Raw genomic sequence first — 26469 nt, forward strand, 5'->3', positions numbered from 1 at the left:
AGGACAGGCCCGCCAGGGTGCTGTCATGGCGCTGCGTTGCCGGCACCAGGGCCACGCCCGCCGCTGCCAGGCGCTGCATGAAAGCGGTGAAACTGCCGCAGCCGGTGATGGCGGCGTCGCACAGTTGCTGCAGCCGTTGCCGCGTCGAGGCGATGCCGGTGCGCAGGCCTGCCTCGATCTCGCCCCGGCTCGCCGCGCGGCGCGGCGCCTCGACGGAGGGGCGCAGCTGCTGCAGGCCGAAGTCGCGTTCGACGGCGCGCATGATGCTTTCCTGGCGCCGGTAGTCGTGGCTGTCGCTGGTCACGCCGCCATCGCAGCGGACGCGGTTGACCAGCAGGTGCACGTGCTCATGCCGGGTGTCGGCATGGCGCGTCAGCAGGTACTGGTTGTCGTCCAGGCCCATGCCCGCCAGATAGCGGCCCGCGATCTGTGTCCACTGGGCGTCGGACAGCTGCTCTCCCGGCGCGGCCGACAGCGATACGTGCAGCACCGCCTTGCCCAAGCCCGGGCGCAGCTTGCGCACGGCGCCGAATTCCTGCGCCAGTTCGCGCGGCGTGCGGCCGGTCATGTTGGTGTCGATCACGCGCGCCTGCTCCTTGCCCAGGTCATACGCCAGCACGCCGCGAAAGCCGCGTCCCTTGATGGCCTTAGCGATCATCGTCCTGCTCCTTGACGCCCAGCAGTGCCAGCCGCAGGCGGCGCGTTTCCGCGATCAGCCGCTGCAGCAGGGCGTCGGCCACGGCGACGCGGCCGCCCTCGTTGGCGAGATGGGTCAATTGATTCAGGTTGGACGCCAGGCGGGCCAGTTCCACGTAGTGTTCGCGGTTGATGGCGGCGACGGGCGGCGAGGGCAAGGCGCGCGCCAGCGCTGCGGCGCGCAGCCATTGCGCGGGACGCATCTGCATGCGGGCGGCGCGTTCCAGCAGCGCCGCATGTTCGGCGGCCGAGACGCGCACGCCGATGGTGGCGCCGCGCACGGCGGCCGGGTCGCCTTTCGGGCGGCCACCTTGTCGCTTGCGTGGCGTGGTCTCGGCGTGCATCGATGCTCCTGGCGTGGTGGGCGAGCGCAGCGAGGATGGCCCCGCAGGGCAAGCCGGTTTGAGCGAAGCGAAAACATGGCTTGCTCCTCGCCAGCCCACGCGCCCGCGGCTTCCCGGTCTTTAATGTAGGCGCGTGCTCGCCGCTTTCCTTATGCGATATCAAACAGCGCGGGCGCTGTCGCGAAACAGGACGGCGGCGGATGCGGGTGGACGCACGCCGTGTCGCCCATCGTGGCGCGGCGGCGACAGGCATGCGTGGCGCGGCACCTGTTCCGGCCAGCGCCGCCGCTGGTTTTCTTTCTCCAGGCGGGCGTCGCCGTCAGGCTGGCGGCGTGGCGACGCCGTTGCGCAGGGCGTCGAGATAGTCGGCCCAGCGCTGCATCATGGCGCGGCGCGCAGGCAGGTGCGCCGTGCGGTTGTAGGCGCGCCCGTTCGGGTCGATGACGCTGTGCGCCAGCTGGTGCTCGATCAGGTCCACGCGCTCTTGCAGCACTTCGTCGAGGATGGTGCGGGCCATGGCACGGAAACCGTGGCCGGTCATGATTTCCTTGGCATAGCCGAGGGAACGCAACGCAGCGTTGATGGTGTTTTCGCTCATGCAGCGCTGGCCGCCGCGCAGGCCGGGAAACACGTAGCGGCCTTCGCCGGTGACAGGCTGCAGCGCGCGAAGGATCGCCACGGCCTGTGTCGGCAGCGGCACCAGGTGTTCGAGCTGCATTTTCATTTTCCTGGCCGGGATGCGCCACTCGGCGGCATCGAGATGGATTTCGCTCCATTCGGCGGCGCGCAGTTCGCCGGGACGCACGAACAGCATGGGCGCCAGTTTCAGCGCCGCCACCGCCGTGACGTGGCCGTGGTAGCCATAAATAGCGCGCAGCAGCGGCGCGACATCGCCCGGTTCCGTCAGTGCCGGATAGTGCGTTCTCGGCACCGGCGTCAATGCGCCTTTCAGGTCCGCCGTGACGTCGCGCTCGACGAGGTCCATCGCCACGCCGAAGCGCAGCACCTGGCCGCACAGCTGCTTGATGCGGTGCGCCGAATCGATCGCGCCGCGCGCTTCGACGCGCTGCACCACGCGCAGCACGTCGCGCGGGCGGATGGTATTGAGCGGCATCTTGCCAAGATAGGGGATGACGTCGCCTTCGAGCCAGTTGCCGACTTTCTTTTGCGTACTGGCGCTGCCGTTGCGCTGGATGGTGAGCAGCCACTGGCGTGCCAGCTTGTCGAAGGTGTTCAGGGCGGCGCTGCGCTGCTCGGCCTTCTGCGCGCGCTTGACGGCGTTCGGATCGATCCCTTCGGCCAGCGCCTTGCGCGCGTCTTCGGCCTTGCGCCGCGCCTGGGCCAGGCTCACGCGGGGATAGACGCCCAGGGCCAGCGTTTTTTGCTTGCCTGCATGGCGGTAATTCATCCGCCAGTACTTGCCAGTACGGGTGACCAGCAGGTACATGCCGTACAGGTCGGGATACTTGTCGCCGCTGGGCGTGCCCTTGTAGACGGCATGGCGGATAAGCAGATCGGACAGTGGCATGGCGCACTCCCTGATGGTATTTTTTTAGAGAAAATCCTAAATCCAGCAAAAAGTACCAACAAAGTTCATGGCTTTTAATGTACGCCAAGGGACGCGAATGGACAACAAAAAACCCGCGCTCCTATGACGAAGGCGGGTTTTTGGACGTTCTTGGATTTTTACGGCTGAGTTCTTGGTGCCCGGAGCCGGAATCGAACCGGCACGCCCTTACAGGCGGGAGATTTTAAGTCTCCAGTGTCTACCAGTTTCACCATCCGGGCAGCGCGGCGAGATTCTAGCACAGGTGATGCTCATAACGCCATTCTGTGCCGAGAGGAAGTCATTCTGGATGGCGCGTGCGCGCTGGCGTGATCGGGCCGGACGGCGCCGCACGCAATGTAATCGCTGGCTCAGCCCTGCACGGCCATGCTCGACCCGACCTGTTCGAATGGCATCCAATGAGCACGGCATCGTCTTCGAGGTGGACTTCAATCACCTCGAAACGGTCGATAGCTCGATCAAGCTGAACCTGACCGAGCGCGTGGCCGTCAAGACCGGCGAGGCGGGCCGCCCGGACCTCAAGCACCTGGCCGACCTCCTCCGCTTGCTGCAAAATCTGACTGCCCACGCGCAAAGCCCACCTGGCCAGCCTGCTGCCGGAAGCCGAGCGCGCCGCCGTCACGGTCCTGGCACTGCTAGAGCTGGTATCGGAACAGGCCAACAAACTGCTGGAAGAGAACAGCTATCAGGAAACTATCCTGCGCAACCGCGTCAACGAAGCTGGCAGGCCGTCAGATGGTAACCTGGAGCAACTGGGCGCCAACGTCAACGTAGCGTGCCTGGTCATCACGCCGGCCAATCCCAACGCCCTGCCGCCCTTGGCCGCCATTATGGAAGACCACGACGCCTACCGCCTGCACATCCAGGAAGCGCCGGATGGCCTGTCCGTGGCCGGCCCGAAAGCACCCTATGAATTCCACGCCCGCAGCAGCAACGGCCGCGTCAAGGACGCGAGCGCCACAAGCCCAGCGCCGGCCAGCATCACCGTCACGGTGCTGTCAATGGAGGCCATCGGCATCGGCATCGCCAGCGCCGAGCTGCTGGCCACTGTGGCGCACGCGCTCAACGCCGAGGAAGTGCGTCCCTTGGGCAACCGCCTGACGGCGTAGGCAGCCAAAGTCACCGCCGAGTGGGAACCACAAGTGAGCGAGTATTTGGCCGCAAAAAATTGGCATGGGGGAAGCCACCTTCAAAAAACACAGGCAACGTGGCATAGTTGCTACCGGCGAAGTCGCTTTTGAATTGATTCCGCTCAATGGGGATTATCTTGCGCTTCGAAACGATGAACTTCCCTGGTCACTATCGGTGGTATGGCGAAGCATGGTTGGAAGACAAGACGTCGCAAAACATAATGATTTTTCACAATAGCAAGCTGAGGAAAGTATGAATTTAGAAAAAGAAATGCCATCATCCGCCGATGGCAACATTGCTCCCACGGTAGATAGAGCATTTGTCAGAAACCTGGCCGTTAAAAACTTTGAGGCTCTACAGGCAGCCGCCATCGCTGGGAAGAATACTCACCAACTAGCCCTTGACCAGAGCGACGATATAGAGGACTTCATCAAAACTTTGCCGCCTGAAGATAGATCAAAATTCTCCACGCTTTACGAACAGGAGTTGAATGCAGCTACCCAAGCCTCGATCGACAAGACCATGGCAATTAATTCACAAACTGCCAATCAACTTTTAGATAACGCTACAAAAACGAATAACGTCACTATCTGGATCAGCATTATTGTCTTTTTCATTGTCCTGATCGGCTTCATAAAAATGATAAAGAACTGAATCACCGCGCTACCGCGCGCATCCGCATGCGGATTTCGGCAGCAGACATTACATGAACGCCAACCTGTCCGGCCAAGCCATCACCTTGGCCGTGCCCGTAAAACAAGTAAGCGCAGCCCACGCCCCCACCGACCGGGCCTGTCGCCGGCGCCCTGCGTAGTGAAAGTGCAGGACTTCGAAACCATCGCCGCCGCGCGCAAGGAATACCTGGCCAGCCTGCTGCCGGAAGCCCGGACGCAGCCGTCATGGCCCTGCCAGCTTTTATACAACACCGCCCATCGCACCACGTGCCCCGCGCTCACTCCAAGACGCCCTGCTGATATAATACTTACAATCAAGTAATACCACGAAATCTGCGCCTCAAGGCTCCCGCAACCGTCTGTGTCCCGCTACAGCCCATGAGCTCCTTTTTCGACCACGAGATCCTCAAACAGCTGCACAGCGGTTCCCGCTCGCAGGTTTACCGCGCCCGGGCCGCCGATGGCACGGCGCTGGTCGTCAAGAAACCGAATCAGCCCTTCCCCTCCTTTCAGCAATTGGCGCAGTTCAAGCGCGAATATGCGATCGCGCGCCGCTGCCGCCATCCGGGCGTGGTGCATCCGCTTGCCCTGCAGCTGCACGGCGGGCGCTGGACGATGATCCAGGAAGATACGGGTGGCCAGGCGCTCGACCAGATTCTGCGCGCGCAGGTGGCGGCGCGCAGGACGCCGTCGCAGCCCGCGTTGGCGCTCGACGATTTTTTCGACATCGCGCTGCAGCTGTGCGCCGCGCTGGAGGAGGTCCATCGCCAGGGCGTGATCCACAAGGATATCAATCCTTCCAACCTGGTGTGGAATGCAGGGCAGCGGCGGCTGCAGCTGACCGATTTCGGCATCGCCTGCGAACTGCCATACGAAAGCCAGGGCATCGTCAATCTCAGTACGCTGGAAGGCACGCTGCGCTACATGGCGCCGGAACAGACGGGGCGCATGAACCGGCGGGTCGACTGGCGCGCCGATTTCTATGCGCTCGGCGCCACCTTGTACGAATTGCTGGCCGGCCAGGCGCCGTTCGAGACGGGCGACGAGATGGAACTCGTGCATTGCCACATTGCGCGCAGTCCCGACTGGTCGCACCCCGCGCTGGCAAGCTTGCCGGGCCAGCTGCTGCCGATCATCCAGCGGCTGCTGGAGAAAAATGCCGATCAGCGCTACCAGAGCTTGCAGGGCCTGCGCAGCGACCTCGCCGCCTGCCGCGCGGACAAGCCGGCGCAGGCGCTCAAGCTGTCCGACCACAATGGCCGCTTCCTTGTCCCGCAGACGCTGCATGGGCGCGAAGATGCCATCGCCGCGCTGCTGGCGGCGTTCGAGCGCAGCGCGGCGGGCACCTGCGAAATGCTGCTGGTGGCCGGCCACTCCGGCATCGGCAAGTCGGCGGTCGTCAACGAAGTGCAGAAGCCGATCATCGCCCGGCGCGGCTGTTTCCTGTCCGGTAAATTCGACCAGCTGCAGCGCGACGTCCCCTATGCGCCGCTGATCCAGGCCTTCCAGGGACTGGTGCGCCAGTTGCTGGGCCTGCCCGAGGAAACGCTGCGGCAATGGTCGGGAAAACTGCACGCCGCCCTGGGCAGCGGCATGGGCGTGCTGGTCGAACTGATACCCCAGCTGGCATTGATCGTCGGGCCCACCGGCGCGATGCCGGAGTCGGCGCCGACGCAGGCCCAGCACCGCCTGGACCGGCTGTTCCCCCGCTTCGTCGACGTCTTCGCCGCCGCCGGGCATCCGCTGGTGCTGTTCCTCGACGACCTGCAATGGGCCGATGCGGCCACGCTGCGGATGATCGAACTGCTGATGGTCTCCGGCGACAATTGCTGCATGCTGCTGATCGGCGCCTACCGCGACAACGAAGTGGGCGACGCGCATCCGCTCGTCGCGCTGCGCGACAAGCTGCGCGCACGCGGCGTGCGCCTGTCGACGCTGTTACTGAGCGCACTGACCGAGCCGCAGGTGGCGCAAATGGTATCGGCCACCGTGCGCGTGCCGGCCGCCGGCTGCGCGCCATTGACCCGCATTTGCTACCGCAAGACTGCCGGCAACCCATTTTTCCTCAACCAGTTCCTGGCCGCGCTCAATGAGGCGGGCCATCTGCGCTACCGGGCCGCCGACGATTGCTGGGACTGGGACCTGCCCGCGATAGAACAGGCCAGATACACCGACAACGTGGTCGAGGTACTGCTGGAGAAAATCCGCCGCCTGCCCGACGTGGCGCAGCGCCTGCTGCAACTGGCCGCCTCCAGCGGCAACCGCTTCACGCTCGACACGCTCGCGCTGGCGGCAAGCCGCACGCCCTGGGACACGCAGCAAGACCTGTGGCCGGCGCTCAAGGCAGGACTGATCCAGCCGCTCGACGAACGCTATAAATACGTGCATGGCGGCACCGACGCGGGCCAAAGCGGCGTCAGCTACCGATTCCTGCATGACCGGGTGCAGCAGGCCGCCTATCTGGTCGCCGATGCCGGCACGCGCGCGGCCAACCATCTGCTCATCGGCCGCTTGCTCCTGCGGCACGCGCCGCCGGAACGCGACGATGAAACGCTGTTTGAAATCGTCGAACAGCTCAACGCCGGCCGCACGCTGATCGACGATGCGGGCGAGCGCGTGCAGCTGGCCGCGCTCAATCTCCAGGCCGGCGTCAAGGCGCGGCGTTCTGCCGCGTTCCAGGCCACCCTGGAGCACATGCGGATCGGTCTCGGCCTGCTGCCGCCTGAGGCATGGAGCGGGAACGCCGGCCTCTGGCTCGACCTGCAGCTGGGCGCGGCCGAAGCGGCCTACCTGTGCGGCCAGTTCGATGCTGCCGAGGCGATCTATCCGCTGGTGCGGGCCCGCTCCCTGACGCCGCTGCTGCAGGTGCGCTGCATTGCCATCCAGGCGCACCAGTATCAACTGCAGGGCCGCCTGCTCGACGCCATTGCCGTGCAGCGCGATGGCCTGGCGCAGTTGAGTATCGACATACCGCACGAGGTAGTGCACATGAAGGCGCGCTTCGCCGAGATTCTCGCCGACCTCGGACGCCTGCACGGCGCACAGGCGCCCGCCACCTTGCTGGCGGCCCCCGAAATGTGCGAGCCGGACGCGCTGGCCGCAATGCAGTTGATGCAGGGCCTGTGGATGGCCAGCTATTACGCCGGCCAGCAGGACCTGAGCGCGCTGATGGTGGTGTCGATGACGCGCCTGTCCATGCAGCGGGGAAGCAGCGATTTCAGCGCCGTCGCCTATGTCGGTTACGCGATGATGCTTGCGCTGTACGGCGGCGACGTCGCGCGCGGCTACGACTTCGGCGCGATGGCGATGGCGCTGGCCAGGCGGCGCGCCAACCTGCAGACGCGCACGCTCACGGGCCTGATGTTCGGCGCGCTCTGCAACCACTGGACGCAGCCGCTGCGCAGCTCCGACGCCCTGTACGAGGAAGCCTTTGGCTGGGCACTGGAAATCGCCGATTTCGTGCAGGTGGGCGTGGTGGCAGCCGTGCGCGCCACCGACCGGATGATCCTCGGCGACTACCTGCCGCACCTGATGCACGACATCGAGCACGACCTTTCGCTGATGCGCGCCAACGGCCAGCAGGCGATGGCCGATTGCTGCGTCGCCGCCGCGGTCCAGCCGATCAAATGCCTGATGGGCCTCCTGCCCCGCCACGACAGCTACGACGACGCGACGTTCAGCGAGGCGCGCTTCCTCGAACAATATGGCGACTCGCACCTGTACCGCGCCTACTATTTGCAAGGGAAGATCCGCAATGCCTGCCTGTTCGACAGCGCCGACGCCGAACTGCTGGCCGGCCAGCTCGGCATCATCACCCAGATCATGCGCGGCCAGGCCAAGGTCGTCGAATCGAGCTACTACGCGGCGCTGATATGGATACGCGCGTTGCGGCGCGCTCCGGCGCGCGCCGATGCGGCCGAGGTGCTGGCCACGATCGCGGCGCTGCAGGCGAACCTGGCCGGCTGGGCCCAGCAAGGCTCGGACAATAGCGGCGCCAGGCATCTGCTGGTGATGGCCGAGATGGCACGCTACCAGGGGGATCTGCAGCTGGCCACGCGCTGCTACCAGCAGGCCATCGATGCCGCCGGCCTGGCTGGCTACGTCAACGTGCAGGCGCTGGGCAACGAGCTGTGCGGCGAATGCTGGCTCGAACAGGGGCATGCGCGCGTGGCCGCAGTTTTCATCCAGGACGCCATCGCGCATTACGGCCAGTGGGGCGCGGAAGGCAAGGTGGCGCAACTGCGCGCGCGCCACCCTGCGCTGCTGTCACGGATGGACGGCCGCGGCGCGGCGTCGCACGGCGGCCCCCACGCGCGCGGCAGTTCCGCGCTCGACCTGGTGTCGCTGCTGAAAGCGACACAGATCCTGTCGAACGAAGTCGGCCTGCGCAACGTGCTGACACGCCTCATTTCCATCGTGTGCGAAAACGCCGGCGGACAGGTGGCGCGCCTGCTGCTGCGCGCCGAAGACAGCTACCAGCTGGAGGCGAATATCGATGGCGACAGCGACGGCGATGTCGTCACCGTCCTGCAAGCGCGGCGGCTCGACCTGAACGCCGCCAGCGACCCGCAGTTTCCCCTGTCGCTGCTTCGCTACGTCATCCGCACCGGTGCCGAGGTGATCGAAGACAGCATCACGGGCGTCTCGCGTTTTGCCGCCGACCCGTACGTGCAGCTGCAGCGGCCGCGCGCCGTCATGTGCCTGCCGGTCCGGCACGGCGGCCAGATCGACGGCATCCTGTACTTCGAGAACCGGCTTGCCGAAGCCTCGTTCACGGGCGAGCGCGTCGCCTTCCTGCGCATGCTCGGCGCGCAGGCGATGATCTCGATCTCCAGCGCCCGGCTGCATGACAGCCTGGAGCGGCGCGTTGCCGAACGCACCGAACAGCTGGAGGACGCCAACCGCAAACTGGCGACCCTGTCCATCACCGACGGCCTGACCGGCCTGGCGAACCGGCGCCATTTCGACGACGTGTTGCGCACCGAATGCGCGCGCGCCACGCGCGTCGGCCAGCCGCTTGCCGTCGTCATGCTCGATGTCGACTACTTCAAGCGCTACAACGACCGCCACGGCCACCAGGCCGGCGACGCATGCCTGATCCGTGTCGCGCAGGCGCTGACGGCCGGCATGCGGCGTGCAGGCGACCTGACGGCGCGCTACGGCGGCGAAGAGTTTTCGATCGTGCTGCCGAACACCGGCGCAGACGAGGCGCGCCAGATCGGCGAAGCGCTGCGGCGCGCCATCGACGACCTGGGCATCGCCCACGCGAGCGCGGATGCGCAACACGTGACGATCAGCGTCGGCATCGCCATCCAGCCGCCACCGGGCGCCGCCGATCCGGACGCCCTGCTGCGCCTGGCCGACGCGGCGCTGTACCACGCCAAGGATGCGGGACGCAATTGCGTGGTGCTCAAGCTTCTGCCGCCTGGCTGAGCGGCGCGCAGCGCACGGCACGCCCACAATGCATTGCGACGGGCGACATCTCAATCGCTGCCGTGACTGTTCTCGCGCGCCTGCTGGCTCGCTTCCGCCCTTGAGGCCAGCCCGTTGAAAAACAGATTGAGCAGCACGGCGACGATGGCGGCCAGCAGGATGCCGCTATGCAGCAGGGGCGACAAGGCCTTGGGCATATGCTGCGCGTATTGCTCGGCCACCAGCGGCAGCATGCCGAAGCCGATGGACAAGGCCACGATGAACAGGTTGTTGCGGTTATTCTTGTAGTCGACACCGGCCAGGATACGGATGCCGGTGGCGGCCACCATGCCGAACATCACCAGCCCTGCCCCGCCCAGCACGAACGCAGGTACTGCCTCGGCCGTCTGCGCAATTTTCGGGATCACGCCCATGACCAGCAGGAGGATACCGGCCGCCACGCAAACCCAGCGGCTGCGCACGCCCGTCACGCCCACCAGGCCCACGTTCTGCGAAAACGAGGTATAGGGGAAAGTATTGAAAATGCCGCCGATCAAGGTGCCCAGGCCATCGACGCGCAAGCCACGGCTGATGTCGGCCTGCGTGATGCGCTTGTCCGTCATCTCGCCCAGCGCCAAAAACATGCCCAGCGACTCGATCATGACGACGATCATCACCAGGCTCATGGTCACGATGGCGACCGCGTCGAAGGTGGGCATGCCGAACTGGAACGGCGTGACGATGGCAAAGGCCTTGGCGCTGGCCACCTTGGCGAAATCAGCCTTGCCCAGCGCAAACGACAGGGCCGTGCCGGCGATGATACCGACCAGTACCGCAATATTCGACAGGAAACCCCGGCCATACTTGGCGACGAGCAAGATAATGGCCAGCACGAAGAAGGCGATGCCCATATTATCCAGCGCGCCATAGCCGGGGTTGGCAATCAGGGGCACGGGGCCGGCTGGCGCGGGCAAGCCGGCCGCCGTGGCCGCTGCGGCCATCTTGAGGAAGGCGGGATCGGCAATTTGCGCCATCGCAGGCGGCCCGCCCATGGCCCAGTTCACGCCCACGCGCATCAGCGACACCCCGATCACGGCGATGATGCTGCCGGTAACCACGGGCGGAAACAGGGCCAGCAGGCGGCTGATGAAGGGAGCGATCAGCATGGACACGACGCCGGCGCCGATCACGGCGCCAAAGATGCCCGTGATGCCCAGGGTCGGGTTATTCGCCATGGCCAGCATGGGACTGACGGCGGCAAAGGTGACGCCCATCATCACGGGCAGGCGGATGCCGAAGTACTTGCCAATCCCCAGGGACTGGATCAGGGTCACCAGGCCGCAACAGAACAGGTCGGCGCTGATCAGCGCCGCCACCTGCCCGGGCGGCAGCTTGAGCGCACGGCCGACGATCAGCGGCACGGCGATGGCGCCCGCATACATGACGAGCACGTGCTGCAAGCCCAGGGTGAACAACTTGCCGGCAGGCAGCACTTCATCGACAGGGGACGGGGCAGCGGGTACCGTGCCGGGAGCGCCGCGGTGGATGGATTTCAAGCGGAGAGAGGCCATTTACGCTCCATTTCCTGGGTTACCGCAGCCCGGATGGGCGCAGATCAAAGGGAAAAGCAAGAGAGAAACGGGACAAGAAACGGGACGACAGGAACACACCAGCGGCCGATGATGCATGCGAAGCTCCTTGGATGGGACGACTCCAGCAAGCTATGCACGCTTCGTGCCAGCGATGATTGTATACAGAAATTGTGCCGAAATATCACTGCGGCCATGAAAATCGGGCACTGAACGCGCTGCGGTGCACTGTTTTCTAGCGCGCAACGACGCGCTGCACCATGCAGCTGCACCAGAAGGCGGCAGCAGACGGCGGCAACGGAGGCGGCAGCGACAGCGGAAACGGAAGCCGCATCCGAGCCTGGCGCGAGGTAGCGATAGCCGGTGCAATACCAGGCCGATGCCAGGCCGAGACCAAGTCAAGCGCAAGCCAAGCGCGATGGCAGGCGCGCGGCCAAGGGAATCGCGCGCGGCGTACGTAAACAAGCCGCAGCGCAGGCATCGACATCGCTGAATACAAGCCTGTGCTAGCTTCCGGCGCAGCCATCAACGAGCGCTTCCAGTTGCCGCACATAGGCCGCGCGCAACTGCTCGCGCGCCAGCAAGGCTTGCGCCTGTGCAAAAATACCGTGCTGCGGCACGGCTGGCAAGACGGGCGCCGACGGACGGGCAACCTTGCAGGGCACGGCAATGGGCAGCGTTTCCGCTGCCGCATCCTGCGCCGGCCGGCCTGCCGCGCAGCCGCCCAGCAGGCAAACCAGCAGGCAAACCCATAAACAGGCCGGCGAGCAAGCACGCCAATAGTTCCAGGCCCACAGCGTGGCCCGCAGCAGCGGTGCCGCACTCGTCATTGCCGCGTTCATGGCGTCCCGCCAGCGATTCTCTCAGCCGTTTCGCGGGCGATCAGCGCCTCGGCAGCGCGGCAGGCATCGCCTTCGGGCTGCAATGCCAGGATGCGCGCCGCTGCCGCCTGTGCGTCTGCCTGTCCGGCCTGCGCCGTGGCCAACGCCTGCCTTGCCCGCGCCGACCGTCGCACGCCCTCCTCCCGCAAAACATTCAGCGCCTGGTTCTGGCGCCGCAACACGCCTTGCACCTGCAGCACCTGGGCCGCGCACGCGGCCCGGCCCGCTTCGCGTCCCCAGCGCTGGGCGCAATACACGGCCGCGCCCAGCAACAGCAGCATGGCCACTATGGTCAACGACGGCTTCATGCCAGCACCTTGCGCGCGACGACATACAAGGCCAGACGTTCGGCCAGGCCGTTTACGCCACCGTTGATGCGGCGCGTCACACGCTCCTGGTCGCCCGCATCGGCCAGGCGGTTCAAGCCGCGCGATTGCCAGAACCAGCCTGCCGAGCGGCAAGCGGCAGCCGCCTGTTCCAGCAACTGCGGCGCCGCCAGCAGGTCCAGGCCCAGCGCCACGCCGCACGCCGCATAATTGGCACGCCCCGTCACCTGCAGCAAGCCGCGTCCCTTGAAGCGCACGCCATCGCCGGCGACCACGTTGCCCAGGTCGGCACGTCCTTCATAAGCGGCGCCGCTGGCCAGCTCGCGCACATAGCGCAGCTGCCCCGATTCGTGGCCCACCTGCGCCAGGAATGCCGCCTGGCGCAGCGGCGTATCGATGCCGAATTCCGCCATCGCCGCATTCAGGGGCGCCAGGAACAGCGTAGCGCGGCGGCCGGCCAGCGGCATGATCTGCATCAATTGCGCGCCTGTCACAGCATGCCCCGCACGTCCTTGACGGCAGCGGCCGCATCGGCCGCCAGCTCGCCGATGTCCTTGCCGCGCCGCTTGTCAAACCAGCGCACGCAGGCGCCCAGCACCCACCAGGCGGGCAAGCCGGCCGCCACCATCAGCGGCGCGGCAATGAAGAGGAAACCCGTGGCCGGGTCGCCGCCATACAGGCCCGCCACCGTCTTCGCGCTGTCGAACAGGCTGGGCCACCACGACAGCACGGCGGCCACCAGCACGGGACCGAGAAAGGTGGAAATGATGATGCTGGAACAAAAACGGATGAATGCCTCCTTCGTGGATCGGGGCCACATGAACATGAAGCCCAGCGACGTGGCGGCGGCGCCGGCCAGCACGGGCACGCCAAACAGTTTGATCAATGCGCCGCCGGCGGCGGTGGTTTCGAGGGCCATGGTTACCTTTCAGACGGTGGAAATGAAAAAACCCGCCGAAGCGGGTTGAAATCTAGCAAGCACAATCTTTATGCCACCTTCACGATGACACGGGCGCGCCCATCGTCTTCGATGGCGATGACCTTGCCGATGGCGCGCATGTATTGCTGGAGTGTCAAGTCCTCCTCATTGATAGCAGTGCCTGCAATGCCTTCACCATGCTGTACCGGCACGATGAACTGGCCTGGAACCGCCCCCTGGATGTTGCATGGCACCTGGCCGGCGAAAGCGACGCGGTCCACCGTCTGGCGCAGCGCTTCGAGCGCCGCGTCGAAGGCAAGTCCGGGAGCCTGCCGCGCTGCCCACTCTTCATCGGTATCGCCCGCCAGCGGCACTTCCCGATACACGGCGGCCTTGGCGGGAATCGCCGGCGTGAGCAGGGTGAGGCCATCGTAGACGGCCTCGACAGCTGGTTGCGCCTCGCTGACCAACTGCGATTCAACGCGATCTACAGTACGCGTCACGGATGCCGGACGCTGGCCAAGTTGTTGCGACCATTTATCGCCGCCCACCATGCAAGGATCCGTGGATTTCACGGCAAACGAGATAGCGTCGGCCCAACGATCGGTAAGCTTGCCATCTGCGCCGATGCCGATCACTTGCCCTGCCGCGACGATGCCGCATGCAGGGCTCTTGAACAGGTATTCGGCATAATCGGCGCCACTGGCATTGATCGTGCCGGCGGCATTGATGCTGCGGCCGGTGGCCTGGACGCCCACATACAGCACGGCGATGCTCCCTGCCCACGATGCCGTACCGGCGCCAGCCAGTACCGCCAGGGTCGCCGTCGCCGGTTCGCCAGTACGGCCCACGTACAGTATCTCTCCCGCCGGTGTCGTGTCCTTGTAAATAGTATGGAGATCGCGCGCCCCCCCGCTTGTGGAGGCAGGACCGCAGCGCATATTGCCCGGCCACGCCAGCTGGCCCGTGCCAGTAACGCCCAGCAAAGGTGCGGAGAAAGTCCCGCTGCTTTCGTCATAGGCCTGCAAACTCATCTTGTAGCCTTGATAGTAAAGGCTATCGGCTCCTGCCGAGGTGGACCAGAGGAAGCGGCCGGGAAACGCAGCACCAGGTATGCCACCGACACCAAACGCGCCCACTTCGTAATATGTGTTTGCCAACAATGGATTGCCGCCATTCGGTATCGACAAGCTGCTTTGCTGTGCGCCGCGCGTACCTGCATGAATGGTTTTAGGACCATTTAACGTTGAATTGGTGTGCAACTCGACGGCTCCCGGTCGCACCGTCATGGCTGGTGCGCCGCCAACACTCACCGCATACACAGCGATGGCATCCCACGAATCCTTGGGCGGCTCGCCACCCAGGAACTCGAGCTTTTGCTGAAACCACATGTTTGAATCGATGTAGCAGGACAGCGTGGAAAACTGCACCGCGCCAACATAGATGACGCCATCGCTGCCTATCTTTACTCCCTGAATATCGGCATGCTTGCCATCGCCGGTGCTGTACCAAGAGCCGCGAATCTTGCCGTCGTTATCACAACGCAGCAAAATCACCGTTTCGATACCATTGGAAAAACCTTCATAGGATGAATACGAGGTCGCGCCGGAAATCCGGATAGTAGCTTCGCCACCCGATGCAGCCACATTAAACTTCGCAACACGCCACCAGCCATTGCTTAATCCAACATTTTGCTGCTGGCCAGGGCCACGCACCGCCATGGTAATGAAGCTCGGCGTCGTGATCGGTCCTGACATGGTGCCGCCAGTTAAAGGCAGCGCATTGTACGGTCCCGCCGCAAACGCCCGATCCATTTCATTCAGTTTCTCGTTGACGTTAGGCATGCCGTCATAAAATTTATCGGCCATTTAAATTCCTTCAATTTGTAGTGGTGCAGAATAAGTGTCAAAGTACGGCGTCGTTACCGCGTCGCTATTGCTGGCTTTGCCATACAGCATGTAGTCCTGCTCCAGCAGCGGATCCGGATTTTCCGGAAACAGGCTGAACAGCATCGCCTTGCCCTTGCCGCTCTCGCGCAGGATGCGCATGAAGCGGGCACGGTCCATGGGCGTCAGGTGCGTCAGATTGATGCTCAGCTTGTCGCTGGTCGCGCCCAGTGCGGTTTTCAAGGCACCAGCACCCGTGCGGTAATTTTCACTGCTATCGAGCGTCTGCAACTGGGCGCCATACTCGGCGTTACATTGCGGTGACCAGTAGTTGCCCACCACCAGACGCGAAATTTCCAGGTAGCCTTCCGGGCTTTGTGGCGCAGACACATCGATCACTATCTGGCGCACGCGCGCAGGGGCGAACCATGTCACGCCGTCCGAGCCGCCGCCGCGTGCCCAGGTATTCACGCCCCCCCATTGATAGGCGTTCCAGCCGAGCGGCAGCCCCCCCCAGGGATAGGAACCATGCACAGCAGCCGGGCACGGGAAGATGCTGCCAGTGTCGAACACCGGCACGGCGTCGCCCGGCTGGGCATAGCCGCGCACGCGCATGCGCGCGCTGCTGGTCATATTGGTAGAGATCAGCGCCACGCAGGCGATGGACTCCTGTGTCGGCCAGGTGGCGGTGATGGTCTGTGCCGTGCCGCTGGCGCGTAGCACGGCATTCTTGCTGTCGCGCTGCAGGTTGGCCGGACCCAGTTCGCCGGTTTGGCTTGATGCCGTCAGCACCGCGCGGTCAGCGGCGTTGTCGTGGATGATGCGAAGATTGCTCATGGCAGCAGTACCCCTTCCAGAGTGAGATAAATGGTTGGTGAAATAAACCCGGTGGCAACGCCGATATGCCCGGGGGCGGCATATTCCCGGCGCCGCTTCGACAGCATCACCTCGGCTATCCCGATACTGGTGGACGAAATAAAAAAACCCGCCGAAGCGGGTGTGGGGTGAGCGACTGATTTGCTACACGGCCTTGACCATCACGTAGGCCCGGCCGTCCGGCTCGATCGAAATGACGCGCCCGACCGCCTGCAGGTACTGCTTCATGCTGAGATCGTCCTCATGCACGGCGATGCCCTTGATGCCGGCGCCGTCCTGCACCGGCACGATGTAGTCGCCAGGCAGCGCGCCCAGCACGTTGACCGGCACGCGGCCGGCGATGGCGATGCGGTCGACCTTCTGGCGCGCCGCTTCCAGTGCGGCGTCGAAGGCGGCCATGGCTTCAGTGTCCTGCTGCACAGCAGTGTTGTAGGAAGCCAATGCCGCCGCAAAGGTCACCTGCTTTTGGGCCCAGACCTCATCGCTGTCGCCCGGTTCGGTTACCACGTCCTCGTATTCCGGCGGGTTGGTGCCAGGTACTGCCTGCTGCGCGACCTTGTCTTCACGGCGGAGGGGTGGAATCGGCACAGGCCCTGCCTGGGGCGCTGGGCGCTGCCCTACGTCATTCGCCCAGGAATCACCGCCGACAAACGAGGGAGCGGTCGATTTGATCGAGAACATGACGGCATCGGCCCACAGATCGGTGACCTTATTTCCCGCAGTGATACCGACAATCTGGCCTGGCGCTACGATGCCGCACATCGAGCTTTTGAAAATATATTCAGCATAGTCATTACCCATCGTATTGACCGTGCCTTTGTTATTACTACTGCGTCCAGTGACAGTATTAGCCATTACGATCATTGCTGCGTTTGCTGTGTTACCCCAGTCCCCATCGCACCTTCGGAACCCAGCCGAACTAGACACAACCAAAATATCTGCGCCCTGCACCCCATCCTGCGCTATGGTATGGGAATATGTCGTGGCTACTTCAGTCGGAGTACCCGCCCGAAGTCGCGGCATGTAGATTTGCCCATCTCCTGAGACGGAAAGCAATGTTCCCGAGTGATTTCCAGAACCAGCATCGAAGGCCTTGAGGCGCATACGATAGCCCTGATAGTATGGTACGTTGTTACCGGCAGAAACATCCCAATGAAATGTTCCCGGATACGCAAGGCCAGCTATACCGCCTATACCCAGTGTCAGCATATTCCGATATGCGCCACCGGCCATTGTATTTTCTTCGCTGCCCGAGTTAAGAAATGATGTGCTGGGGCCACCGTTTCCAACAAATACGGTAGACCTGAACATAGTGGCTGCAGTAGATGCATTCGTCTCCGCAGGTGCAACCCCCCTGTATCTTGGCGGATAGGCCGCAGTATTTCCCGAGTCATACACCATTGTTCCAGCGGGCGTCGCTGTCACTGATACTGGCTGTGCGTATGTTGTAGCGGTAAAGCCCTGCAGACTAAATGACGCCGAACCAAACGTCCCGGCTCGGAAATTCAAGTACACCTCGAAAGTTCCGTTCACTTGCTGAAAAACCTGTATCCGCGCGTTTATCGAAATGGTGCCATTAAACGTCGAATCGTAGTAAAAGCCACCCCGAACACCCAGCATGAGGACGAAGGGGGAACTGGCGTCTGCTGCCCAGCTATCATTCAATACCCCGTCAATGCGCAGATGCTGTGCATTGGAGCTGCTATCCATGGCAAATGCGGCAATCCGATACCAGAGGTCTGTCGGGGGGTTTTGTCCAATGTAGCTGTATCCATATTTATTGGTAACACCCACCGCCACAGGAGAATTTGTTGCAATTGGGATGTTCGGATCAAGCCACGCCGGATTCATGAATCCATTCGGCCCGCCCACCGGCGACATGCCCACCTTCGGCGCATACGACGCCACCACGGCACCGCGCCCGGCCAGCTCGTTCAAGCGCTGGATCGTATCCTTTTGTCCATAGTAGAAAAAATCACCCATTACAGTTCCTCGATTTCAATGTTGGTGGCGTAAGCCTGGAAAGATGGCGTGGTGATGGCGGCCAGGTTGGCCAGGCGTCCATACACCTGGTGCGTCTGCTCCAGTTCGACGTCGTCGTTATCCGGATACAGGCTGACGAAGAGCGGCAGCGAAAGACCGTTGCCGCGCACGATGCGCCACAACTCGGCACGGTCCAGCGGCGTCATGTGATCGAGCGTCAGCGACAGCTTGCGGTACCTCGCGCCCCGTTCGACCTTCTGGCTGCCAGCGCCGTTGCGGTACTGGCTGCTGGTGTCGACCGGCGTAATGCCAGACCCATACGAGGCGTTCCGCTCAGGACTCCAGTAAGCGCCTGCCACCAGGCGCGCGGCTTCGATATAGCCCGCCGGATTGTCAGGATCGGCCAGGTCGATCACCAGTTTCCTGACGCTGCGCATCTGGAACCAGCAACGGGCGTAGGTACCGCCGCCGTAGCTGTAGGCGTTCACGCCCAGCGGCAGCGCGCCCCAATCCCACATGCCCAGCCGCGCATACTCGCACGCCTCCATGACGCCGGAATCGAACGTTGGCCAAGCATCGCCAGGCTCGATATAGCCGCGCACGCGAATGGTCGCCGCTGGAGTCAAGTTGCAAAACGGCAGCGCCACGCCACCGACAATTTCCGGTGCCGGCCACGTCGCCGTAATGCTTAACTGGGTGCCAACCGCACGAAGCACTGAGGACTTGCTTTCACGTTGCAGGTTAGCCGGGCCCAGCGTGCCGGCCTGGCTCGATGCCGCCAACACCGCGCGGTCGGCCGCGTTGTCATAAATAATACAAAGATTTTTCATATAGATTCCAGTAATGAACTTTATGGCAGAAACTGCCCGTCGATTACGAAGAAAGGCGAAGGATCGCTGACCGTCGACCCTTCCGGCGGATTCCCGCTCATGAGGCCCGACATGAACATCAGACCTGTCGAATATGCGACGCGATCATTTTCACGCAGCAGAAATTGCCGGCTGTCCACCTTTATATAACCGGGTTCCCGGTCGATATAGTCAACGTCGTAGTAAGGACTGTTACCGATGGCAACTGGACGGCCAGTGGCGGGCAAGTGCGCAGCGGAAGACACATTGCCCGCAGCGACAGGAAACGTGATATTGGGTGCGGCAAAGTCATGGGCAATGGCGCCATTGCTATTTCTCAATAGCAAACCAAATCCTGAACTGCCCCGTGAACTGGCTGCGGAAATCGTTGAAAATGCCCATATATCAACCGCGTACTGCTGATCGAATCCCGCATAATCGGGGTTGCCGCCGCAATAGGCGCCGATGGTGTACACGCCATTTCTATAACCGGTACCGACAATACCTACCCGCCGGCCCAAGGGTAGATCGACAGCCCATAAAACAGGCCTGGCGGATGTGAAGGTATACCTGGAATAACCGGCGGTGCGAACGCCTCCGGAAGTCGATGGCTGTTCCACGTGCGATAACGTTGCCTTGCCAATACACTCCGTGCCACGTGATTCGCTGTGCACTACCAATTCCTGCATTGCATTGCTAATCCTGAGTCCAGTATTCATTTGAGATAGACTCCGGCAAATGTGCGGTTTTGAGAAGATCCCGTCCCCGTTGCCGGAAAACTGAAACGCGGAACGCCCGATCGTTCGTCGTAGCTCCAGTTACTGTGCGTCGCACCATCGCTGTAGACCACCATCGGCGTACGGCCTCTGGGCATAAGGGGATAGGAACGCACAATCTCGGCACCCGATATTTCAATGATGTCGAGACAAACTCCCCCGGCAGCAATGCGCGAATCGAAGACCACCGAACCGTCGCGGCGGATTTTCAGACCGGTACTCATTTGATGTATTCTCCCAACTCAATATAGGGCAGCGAATTAACGCCGTCGTAAAAATACAGTCCGCTACTGGTCATGTCATAGCCGGCGCCAGTGCCATTTGCAGCACGCGCAGGGCTGCGGATCAGCGCGAACGACCCCGTGACAGCCGACAGCACTCCGCTAAAGGTGGCGTTCCCGGCTGCGATAGTGAATCCCGGGGCAAAGATACGTCCGTCCGACGAGATTTCGAAATACTGTTTTCCTGCTCCGTTGTTGTAGTCACCAAAGCGCAAACCCTGCGCACTCAGGTGAAAGCCCTGCCCATTGCCCACGCCATTGGGCCAGGTATAACTGGCAGTCGGATAACCTGAGCCGCCATGGATGGTCGAGGAGGAAATATCGCCGGCCACCACAGTACCAAGCTTGGCTTTGAGGGCACCCAGATTGTCAACGGCAAGCGCTTTGCCAGCGATCGATCCATCGATCAGCAAGTTGCCATTCAACACCGTTCCCAGATCCAGCCAGGTGCCATTATCAAAATACCTCGTTACGACATGCGTCGCGTCATACAAGGTCACCACGTCGCGATTCATAGGCGCGCCATAGCCTGCGCATCCCAGTTCGTATACGGCCGACGCATCCGACCAGGCCGAGTAGCCAGGTGCCGTCACCGTCACCGTGCCGCGCTGGCCGGGGGCGCCATCGGCGGCCAGGCGCGCAGCGGCGGCCCATTCGCCTGGGGCGATGTCGTCGGTCGCCGCGCTTGAAACGGCCGTGGCGCCGGACATGAACAGATAGGCGCCGCCCGCCGACGGGACCTGGGTCGACCACCCATTGTTCAGTCCTGCCAATTTGCCCGTGGCAAACGTAAACGTACAGACGGCCGTGGGCAGCGGCGGCGCAATATTGGTCGCGCCGCGCTGGTAGATGGGCACGGAAATCACGTTCAAACCATCGACGCCATCCTTGTCAAGTTGCACCGCCCCCGCCCACTCATTGGCGGCGATACTGTCCGTGGCATTGCGCGAACTGGCGGTGGCCACGCGCACGTACAACGGCGCCGTGCCGGGCGGAATATTTTTCGACCAGCCATTGGCCAGGTCGTTGCCGGCCGGCGTCGTGATCGCGGCGATAGCAAAGTTAAAGATCACGCCGCCCGGGGTATCACCGGGCGGCGCAGCGGCACGCTTGTAGGCGAAGGCCTGGCCCGTGTTCAAACCGGACAGGCCCGTCTCACCGGCAGCGCCATCGAAAACCTTGCTGATCATGTAATTAGCTACATAGTCGACGCCAAACTCCCGGATACGGGCCTGCACCAGGGCCGTATCGGTAGTCATACTGGAAAAATCAACCGTGGCCACGTTGCCGTTGACCCGCAACGCCGTGCCGGACGATACCGAAAACACGATATCGCCCGTCACGTTCACGGGCTTGGCGGTAATGGCGATCGATGCGGGCGCACCCTCGCCCGCGCTATTGACGCGAAACACGGGTGTGCTGGCGGCCATCAGGATCGCCTTGCCATCGGCCGTCGTGCTGAAGCGCTCCGCAGTCGCCTGCAGCAGCGTATCGCGCTCTCCCACAATCGCGCTCATGCCAGCACCCCCACCGTCACTCTGCCCGTCAGCCAGAAGCGCGACAGCAGCACCACCACGCCCGGCACGCCATCCTGCAAGCCGAAGCGTTCGGCGCGCAGCCGCACGGGCTGTCCCAGTTCCAGCATCATCATCTCGGGTTCTCCATCGAATTCATAAATGGTGCGCGGTACCTTGTTCAGGGCCAGGCGCCGCTGCGCTTCCGCGCGGGCGTCGGCCCGCGTCTTCAGGCAGGTATCGATCTGCACCGGGTCGTCGCTCAGGCGATAACGCGCGCGCACCGCCTCGTCCACCACGGTCTCCGTCAGCCATTCCGTCGCATACAGGTCGGCATGCGCGGGCGGAATGCTCGTCGTCAGGGCCGCCTGCAGCGTCCAGTTGCGGTCGAAGCCGATCTTCACGGCGGCCGTCACGGGCAGACGCTGCGCGGGACGCAAGGAGCGCTCGCGCATCTGTTCCGGACCGATTTCCAGCAGCACGCCGGCGGCCGGCAGCGCGATCTGCACCAGGCGCAACTGGCCGGTGCGCGACATGACCGCCTGGGCGCCCACGCTGGCCGCCAGTTGCTGGATGGCCTGCGCCTGGTTCGTGCGGTCCGCAACATACAGGCCCACGGGCTGCGGGTGGGCCGCATCGAAGGCAGCCAGGTTGACCAGGTCCAGGTCGGCCGGGGTAAAACGGTCGGCCGCCTTGCCGTAGGCAGTGGCGATGCGCTGCACCAGCGGGGCGATGCGCGGCGCATAGCCGCCGCCCTTGTCGCCCTGCACGCTGGCCGTGATCGTCGTGGAAAACGGATCGGTGGTCAGGTTGAAGCGCCCCGCCTGGTCATTGAGCGCCACGGCAATCGGCTTGCCGTTGGTGCGCACCTCGAAGGTCGACTCCACGGCGCCGAGAAAACCGTACTCCAGGGTGGCCGGGTTGGTCAGCAATGGCGTGACGTTGTGGCACTCGCCAAACGGTATCGGCAGGATGGCGTCCTTGTTGGGCGTCGCGCCCCCCAGCTTCGCCTCGGAGATCGGCGTATTCAGGCGCTGCAGCTTATCGCGCAGCACCAGGTTGACCGACTCGCGCCCCGGGCTGGCCACGTCGGCGATGATGCCGTCGAAGACCAGCTGGAAGTCGGCACGCGGCCAGGAAGGATCGCCGGCCCAGGCCTTGATGGGCCGGTTCATCCACACGTCGCCCAGCCAGCCATCGAGCGCGCCATCGGCGTTATCGAGTTCGATATCGCCGCCCGACAGCCCCGCCTCGCCGGACAGGCTGACCTGCTCGGTGAAGGCCAGGCCGCCCTTGGCCAGCGGCTGGTAGGCGGTATTTGCCGGCACTTCAGCCGGACCGGTAATGTATGGCCGCGAGGCGATATACCGCGTCACCTCGCTGCCGGCCACATTCACCTGTGCTTCGATCAGCACCATGCGGATGGCCGACGGACTTTGCAGCCACTGCTGAAATTGCGCATCGGTCATGCGTACTCTCCTTTCACTGCATTGGCCCAGGCGGATGCCCGGGACGATTTGTCCACGCCATCGACCACCGTCCTGGCGGCATGGGCGTTCGATTCGACGGTGGCCTGGATGGTGGCGCCCGTCTGCGCCCGCTGGTCGGCGCGCAAGCCTTCCAATTCGGCGCGCATGGCCTGGTTGTCTTCGCGCAGGCCGCGGATTTCCGCCACCAGGACGTCGGCACCGACGTTCGCCGACGACGAGTAGCGCACGGGGTCGAACACGGCCGCCGTCACGGGGGAAGTCATCGCCGCCAGCGCGGCGACGGCGGGAGGATTGCTGAACTGCACGCCAAGATCTGCCGCACCGCCCATCGCCGCCCGCAAGCCGGCAATGGCCTGCGCCACCGTCAGCACGCTGTCATTGATCTTGACCAATCCCGATACCTGGGCATTGAGCGCATCGAGGCTGGCCTGCTGCACGTCGACTTGCGCGGCAGCCCATTTCAAGGCTTCCTTGTTCGCTTCCACCACGCGGGCGTAATCGGCCGCATAGCGGGCGTCGGAAGCGTTGACCACCTGCGACGCCGTCAGGAAGGCCTGCTCGGCGGCGGACAAGCCCGATTGCGCCGTCGCGTCGCCCGCGTTCGCGGCCGCCAGGGTTTTCTCGAACTGGGCCCGCGCCTCCGCATACTTCTGCTCCGGCGTGAGCGTCGACTGGGCGCCCAGCGCCATGCTGGAATTGAGTCCGTTCAAGGTCGTCACCCACGATTTCGATTTCTCCAGCGCCGACTTGGCCGCCGCCGATTCCGTTTCATACGCCTTGGCCAGCGCATCCTTCGCGCTGGTCACTGCCTTGACGGCCTGGATCTGGTCGAACAAGCCCCGGTTGCCTTCCGCGATGCTGGCGCGCTGGGCGGCCAGCAGCTGCGCTTCGCTTTGCGTCAGCTGATTCAACTGCTGTTGCAGGTCCCGCCGTTCGCTGGCGATCTCGCTGGCCGTCTTGCTTGCTTCGGCCAGCTCGCCCGTGGCCCCGGCCAGGTCGGAGGCATAGTCCGCGGCAGTCTTAAATGGTTCCGCAAGAGCCAACAAAGACGCGTACAGCTCGGCAGCCCCATCCCGGCCCATTGCGACACCATCGGCAGCCGCGAGCACGGCAGCCTTGAAACCCTCCATGGTCGTCACTCCCGCCATGCCCAGTTTACCCATGGCGTCATTGACCGATTTGCTAATCGGCGCCATACGCTCCGCTTCAGTAAGGAAATTCTGCACAAAGAACGCCGTGCCGCTGGTCAGCTTGTCGATGCCACCGGTCACTTCGATCAGACGCTCACTCAATTTCACGGCGCCCAGGCCTGTCGTATTAAACGACTTACCCAGCACCGCCAGCACATCCGCCACTTGTATGTAGTCATTCGCAACGCGCGCCAGGGTCTCCAGATAACCCTCGCCGACTTTCTGGTACTGTTCCAGTCCTCCCACGCCAAATTTGGCCATGTCGTCGCCCAGCTTGGAGAATGCTGCTTCCAGCGCCTTCTGGATTTCGTCCCCCTTCAAGTCTTTCAGCGATATCTTGCCCAGATCGACCACGAAGGACTTCAGCCGTGCGTTAAATGCGTCACCGCCCATGCCCAGCATGCCGGCAGCCGCCTTGACGGTATCGGACAGGCCGAGAATGACTTTGCCGAACTGGTCGTTCGCCTCGCGGTCAAGGCCACTCAACGCCGTACGTTTCTTGTCACTGGAAAACCAGCCACCCGACGTCTTGGTATCCGTATACTGGCTCGCCGACACACCACCCGTCTGAATGCTATCCAGAGAGGCCTTGTTCAATATCAAGCCTGTGTCGATCGTCGTCGTTTTGCCGCCAAAGATGGAACCCAGGACGCCGCCCGTGATTTTCCCGACCAGGCCCCCCGTCAGCTTATCGAGTGTCAGGCCAATGACGCCGCCCGTGATGGCAACGGCGAGCGCGGAAGAGCCAAACGTCGCCGCACTGCCCTTGCTATCCGGCGCCATGGCGCCTGTCACGCCGGAATTGCGCATCAACAGTCCGCCCAAGCCACCTATGCCCGCCGCCACCTGGCGCAGCGAGTAGGCCATCGATGCCGAATAAGCGAGCCCAAGTCCGGAGTTTTTCTCCATGATTTCCAGCGAATTCTCGATCGAATTGCTCTTTGCGCTGCTGTCACCCAATACCGTGCCCGTGCCAGTTGCCGTTTGTCGGTCCTTGGCAGTGGTATCGCCACCACCGCTGCCGGAAACGGCGACACCGATTGCCGCCAGCATGCCGGCCACCATGGCAAATGCGCCTATGTTGGCGGGAAATGGGGCTGCCAGCGAAGCGGCAAGGGCCGACGTGCCAAAGGCGCTGGACTTGGCCGCTTCCGCGGCAGCCACCGGACCAACTGAGGCTGCGGCACTGGTAATCTCAGCCGTCGTTGCGGCTGTTTTCGCCGTCGTCACCAGGGTGATATTCGTCAGCTTTTCAAACAGCGACTTGGCATTCATGGCGAACTCATAGGCACGAAAACCCTTCTCCACCTTTTCCATGACTTCATAACCGGTCGAGTGCTCCTTGAAGAAGCCTTTCGCCGCCGTGGCCATTTCGCGGTATTGCTTGACGGTCGACATGTGTTTTTTGTCTTGTGCCTTGTCCTTGTCTTTGTCGGTCTTCGCCTCGCCCATTTCCTTGGAAAAAGTGAAATCGATATCATCTTGCGCCTTCCTGAAGCCCAGCAAGGCTGTGGTCATTTTGCCGATGGTGCCGCCGACCTTGCCAAAGGCCTTCTCCAGTTTTTTCGCCAACTTATCGGCAAATTCCCCTGTTTCCTTCCACTCCGCCTCGCTATATTTGCGCGCGGGCGCCGCCGGTGCCGCCTTTGCCTTGGCATCCGCCGCGTCTTTTCCGGCGGTATCGAGCTTGTCCTGGCGCTGTTCATCAAACGCAAAAGCGCCATATTTGGCGCCTGCGCCGGCTGTGGCGGCGCTCCCTGCGGCGCGGAAGGCCGCCAGCCGCGTATAGGCATTGCCCAGTCCATTGACCACCTTGAATGCATCGGCCAGCGATTTCGCCTCGCCGCTATTGAGTGCTCCCAAGGCCTTCGAGGCGGCAGTGGCATCGCGTGCCTGCTCCGCCAGGGCGCGCAGCAACAGCGCCGACGATTCCGCCTCCATATTGGCCGCCTTCATGCCTTCGGCCGCAGCCAGGCTGGCCTCGCTGATTGCTTTCAGTACCTGCGCGGTGTCGGTCGCCTTCGTCAAATCAATGACAAGTTTTAATTCTGTTATCTCTGGCATGGTTGGCCCATAAAAAAAAGCC

The 26469-nt window shown here is 63.2% G+C and carries 20 protein-coding genes, 1 tRNA gene and 1 pseudogene; 4 read left to right on the forward strand and 18 right to left on the reverse strand.

All coding sequences use genetic code 11. The features are described 5' to 3' along the window. Positions 1 to 292 precede the first annotated feature (292 nt). The 4 genes and pseudogenes from GCN74_RS29725 to GCN74_RS17595 form a co-directional block, all read right to left on the reverse strand. A pseudogene (locus GCN74_RS29725) lies at positions 293 to 658 on the reverse strand (relaxase/mobilization nuclease domain-containing protein); the annotation flags it as partial. Beyond that, a complete protein-coding gene (locus tag GCN74_RS17585) occupies positions 648 to 1040 on the reverse strand; it encodes a plasmid mobilization protein (RefSeq protein ID WP_152257874.1) in 393 nt (130 codons plus the stop codon). The gene GCN74_RS17585 and the pseudogene GCN74_RS29725, both read right to left, overlap by 11 nt. A gap of 319 nt (positions 1041 to 1359) precedes the next feature. After that, positions 1360 to 2568, reverse strand: a complete 1209-nt coding sequence (locus GCN74_RS17590) for a tyrosine-type recombinase/integrase (protein WP_152257875.1) — start codon at positions 2566 to 2568, stop codon at positions 1360 to 1362. A gap of 173 nt (positions 2569 to 2741) precedes the next feature. After that, positions 2742 to 2828: transfer RNA gene (locus GCN74_RS17595), tRNA-Leu, on the reverse strand. 167 nt (positions 2829 to 2995) lie between these two features. Here GCN74_RS17595 and GCN74_RS17600 point away from each other — a divergent pair. From GCN74_RS17600 to GCN74_RS17615, 4 genes are all read left to right on the forward strand, one after another. After that, positions 2996 to 3349, forward strand: coding sequence for a phage tail protein (locus tag GCN74_RS17600; protein WP_226939098.1), 354 nt, complete (start codon positions 2996 to 2998; stop codon positions 3347 to 3349). A gap of 88 nt (positions 3350 to 3437) precedes the next feature. Further along, positions 3438 to 3716 carry a baseplate J/gp47 family protein gene (locus tag GCN74_RS17605; RefSeq protein ID WP_152257877.1) on the forward strand — a complete coding sequence of 93 codons (279 nt, stop codon included), beginning with the start codon at positions 3438 to 3440 and terminating at the stop codon, positions 3714 to 3716. Between the two features lie 274 nt (positions 3717 to 3990). After that, positions 3991 to 4392: a hypothetical protein gene (locus tag GCN74_RS17610; RefSeq protein WP_152257878.1), complete on the forward strand. Its 402-nt coding sequence runs from the start codon at positions 3991 to 3993 to the stop codon at positions 4390 to 4392. 398 nt (positions 4393 to 4790) lie between these two features. Next, positions 4791 to 9845, forward strand: a complete 5055-nt coding sequence (locus GCN74_RS17615; protein ID WP_152257879.1) for a diguanylate cyclase domain-containing protein — start codon at positions 4791 to 4793, stop codon at positions 9843 to 9845. Positions 9846 to 9895: 50 nt separating this feature from the next. On the opposite strand, the gene GCN74_RS17620 is transcribed toward GCN74_RS17615, so the two are convergent. From GCN74_RS17620 to GCN74_RS17685, 14 genes are all read right to left on the reverse strand, one after another. Beyond that, positions 9896 to 11395 (reverse strand): nucleobase:cation symporter-2 family protein, encoded by a 1500-nt coding sequence (locus GCN74_RS17620; protein WP_193317139.1) that lies wholly within the window; start codon positions 11393 to 11395, stop codon positions 9896 to 9898. A gap of 524 nt (positions 11396 to 11919) precedes the next feature. Next, the gene (locus GCN74_RS17625; protein ID WP_152257880.1) at positions 11920 to 12255 is read right to left on the reverse strand and encodes a hypothetical protein; all 336 of its coding nucleotides are present in this window, start codon (positions 12253 to 12255) and stop codon (positions 11920 to 11922) included. Next, entirely contained in the window at positions 12252 to 12602 is a 351-nt protein-coding gene (locus GCN74_RS17630; RefSeq protein ID WP_152257881.1) for a hypothetical protein, read from the reverse strand. The genes GCN74_RS17625 and GCN74_RS17630 overlap by 4 nt, the downstream gene beginning before the upstream one ends. Further along, a complete protein-coding gene (locus GCN74_RS17635) occupies positions 12599 to 13096 on the reverse strand; it encodes a glycoside hydrolase family 19 protein (protein WP_152257882.1) in 498 nt (165 codons plus the stop codon). Before GCN74_RS17635 ends, GCN74_RS17630 begins: the two co-directional genes overlap by 4 nt. A 14-nt stretch (positions 13097 to 13110) precedes the next feature. Continuing rightward, positions 13111 to 13539 carry a hypothetical protein gene (locus GCN74_RS17640; protein ID WP_152257883.1) on the reverse strand — a complete coding sequence of 143 codons (429 nt, stop codon included), beginning with the start codon at positions 13537 to 13539 and terminating at the stop codon, positions 13111 to 13113. 68 nt (positions 13540 to 13607) lie between these two features. After that, on the reverse strand, positions 13608 to 15407 hold the full coding sequence (locus GCN74_RS17645) for a hypothetical protein (protein WP_152257884.1): 1800 nt from the start codon (positions 15405 to 15407) through the stop codon (positions 13608 to 13610). Then, complete coding sequence (locus tag GCN74_RS17650; protein ID WP_152257885.1) at positions 15408 to 16262, reverse strand: hypothetical protein; 855 nt, start codon at positions 16260 to 16262, stop codon at positions 15408 to 15410. It abuts the gene before it with no gap. A gap of 183 nt (positions 16263 to 16445) precedes the next feature. Continuing rightward, complete coding sequence (locus GCN74_RS17655; RefSeq protein ID WP_152257886.1) at positions 16446 to 18284, reverse strand: hypothetical protein; 1839 nt, start codon at positions 18282 to 18284, stop codon at positions 16446 to 16448. Then, a complete protein-coding gene (locus GCN74_RS17660) occupies positions 18284 to 19114 on the reverse strand; it encodes a hypothetical protein (RefSeq protein WP_152257887.1) in 831 nt (276 codons plus the stop codon). The genes GCN74_RS17655 and GCN74_RS17660 overlap by 1 nt, the downstream gene beginning before the upstream one ends. Before the next feature lie 20 nt (positions 19115 to 19134). Beyond that, on the reverse strand, positions 19135 to 19608 hold the full coding sequence (locus GCN74_RS17665; RefSeq protein WP_152257888.1) for a hypothetical protein: 474 nt from the start codon (positions 19606 to 19608) through the stop codon (positions 19135 to 19137). A 239-nt stretch (positions 19609 to 19847) separates the two neighbouring features. Next, the gene (locus tag GCN74_RS17670) at positions 19848 to 20132 is read right to left on the reverse strand and encodes a hypothetical protein (protein ID WP_152257889.1); all 285 of its coding nucleotides are present in this window, start codon (positions 20130 to 20132) and stop codon (positions 19848 to 19850) included. Beyond that, the gene (locus tag GCN74_RS17675; RefSeq protein WP_152257890.1) at positions 20129 to 21706 is read right to left on the reverse strand and encodes a hypothetical protein; all 1578 of its coding nucleotides are present in this window, start codon (positions 21704 to 21706) and stop codon (positions 20129 to 20131) included. Before GCN74_RS17675 ends, GCN74_RS17670 begins: the two co-directional genes overlap by 4 nt. Beyond that, complete coding sequence (locus GCN74_RS17680) at positions 21703 to 23172, reverse strand: hypothetical protein (protein ID WP_152257891.1); 1470 nt, start codon at positions 23170 to 23172, stop codon at positions 21703 to 21705. The genes GCN74_RS17675 and GCN74_RS17680 overlap by 4 nt, the downstream gene beginning before the upstream one ends. Continuing rightward, the gene (locus GCN74_RS17685) at positions 23169 to 26411 is read right to left on the reverse strand and encodes a hypothetical protein (protein ID WP_152257892.1); all 3243 of its coding nucleotides are present in this window, start codon (positions 26409 to 26411) and stop codon (positions 23169 to 23171) included. The genes GCN74_RS17680 and GCN74_RS17685 overlap by 4 nt, the downstream gene beginning before the upstream one ends. Between the last annotated feature and the right edge of the window lie 58 nt (positions 26412 to 26469).

Origin of the sequence: Janthinobacterium sp. FT14W, assembly GCF_009208755.1 — a bacterium.
GTDB classification, from domain to species: Bacteria; Pseudomonadota; Gammaproteobacteria; order Burkholderiales; family Burkholderiaceae_D; genus Janthinobacterium; species Janthinobacterium violaceinigrum.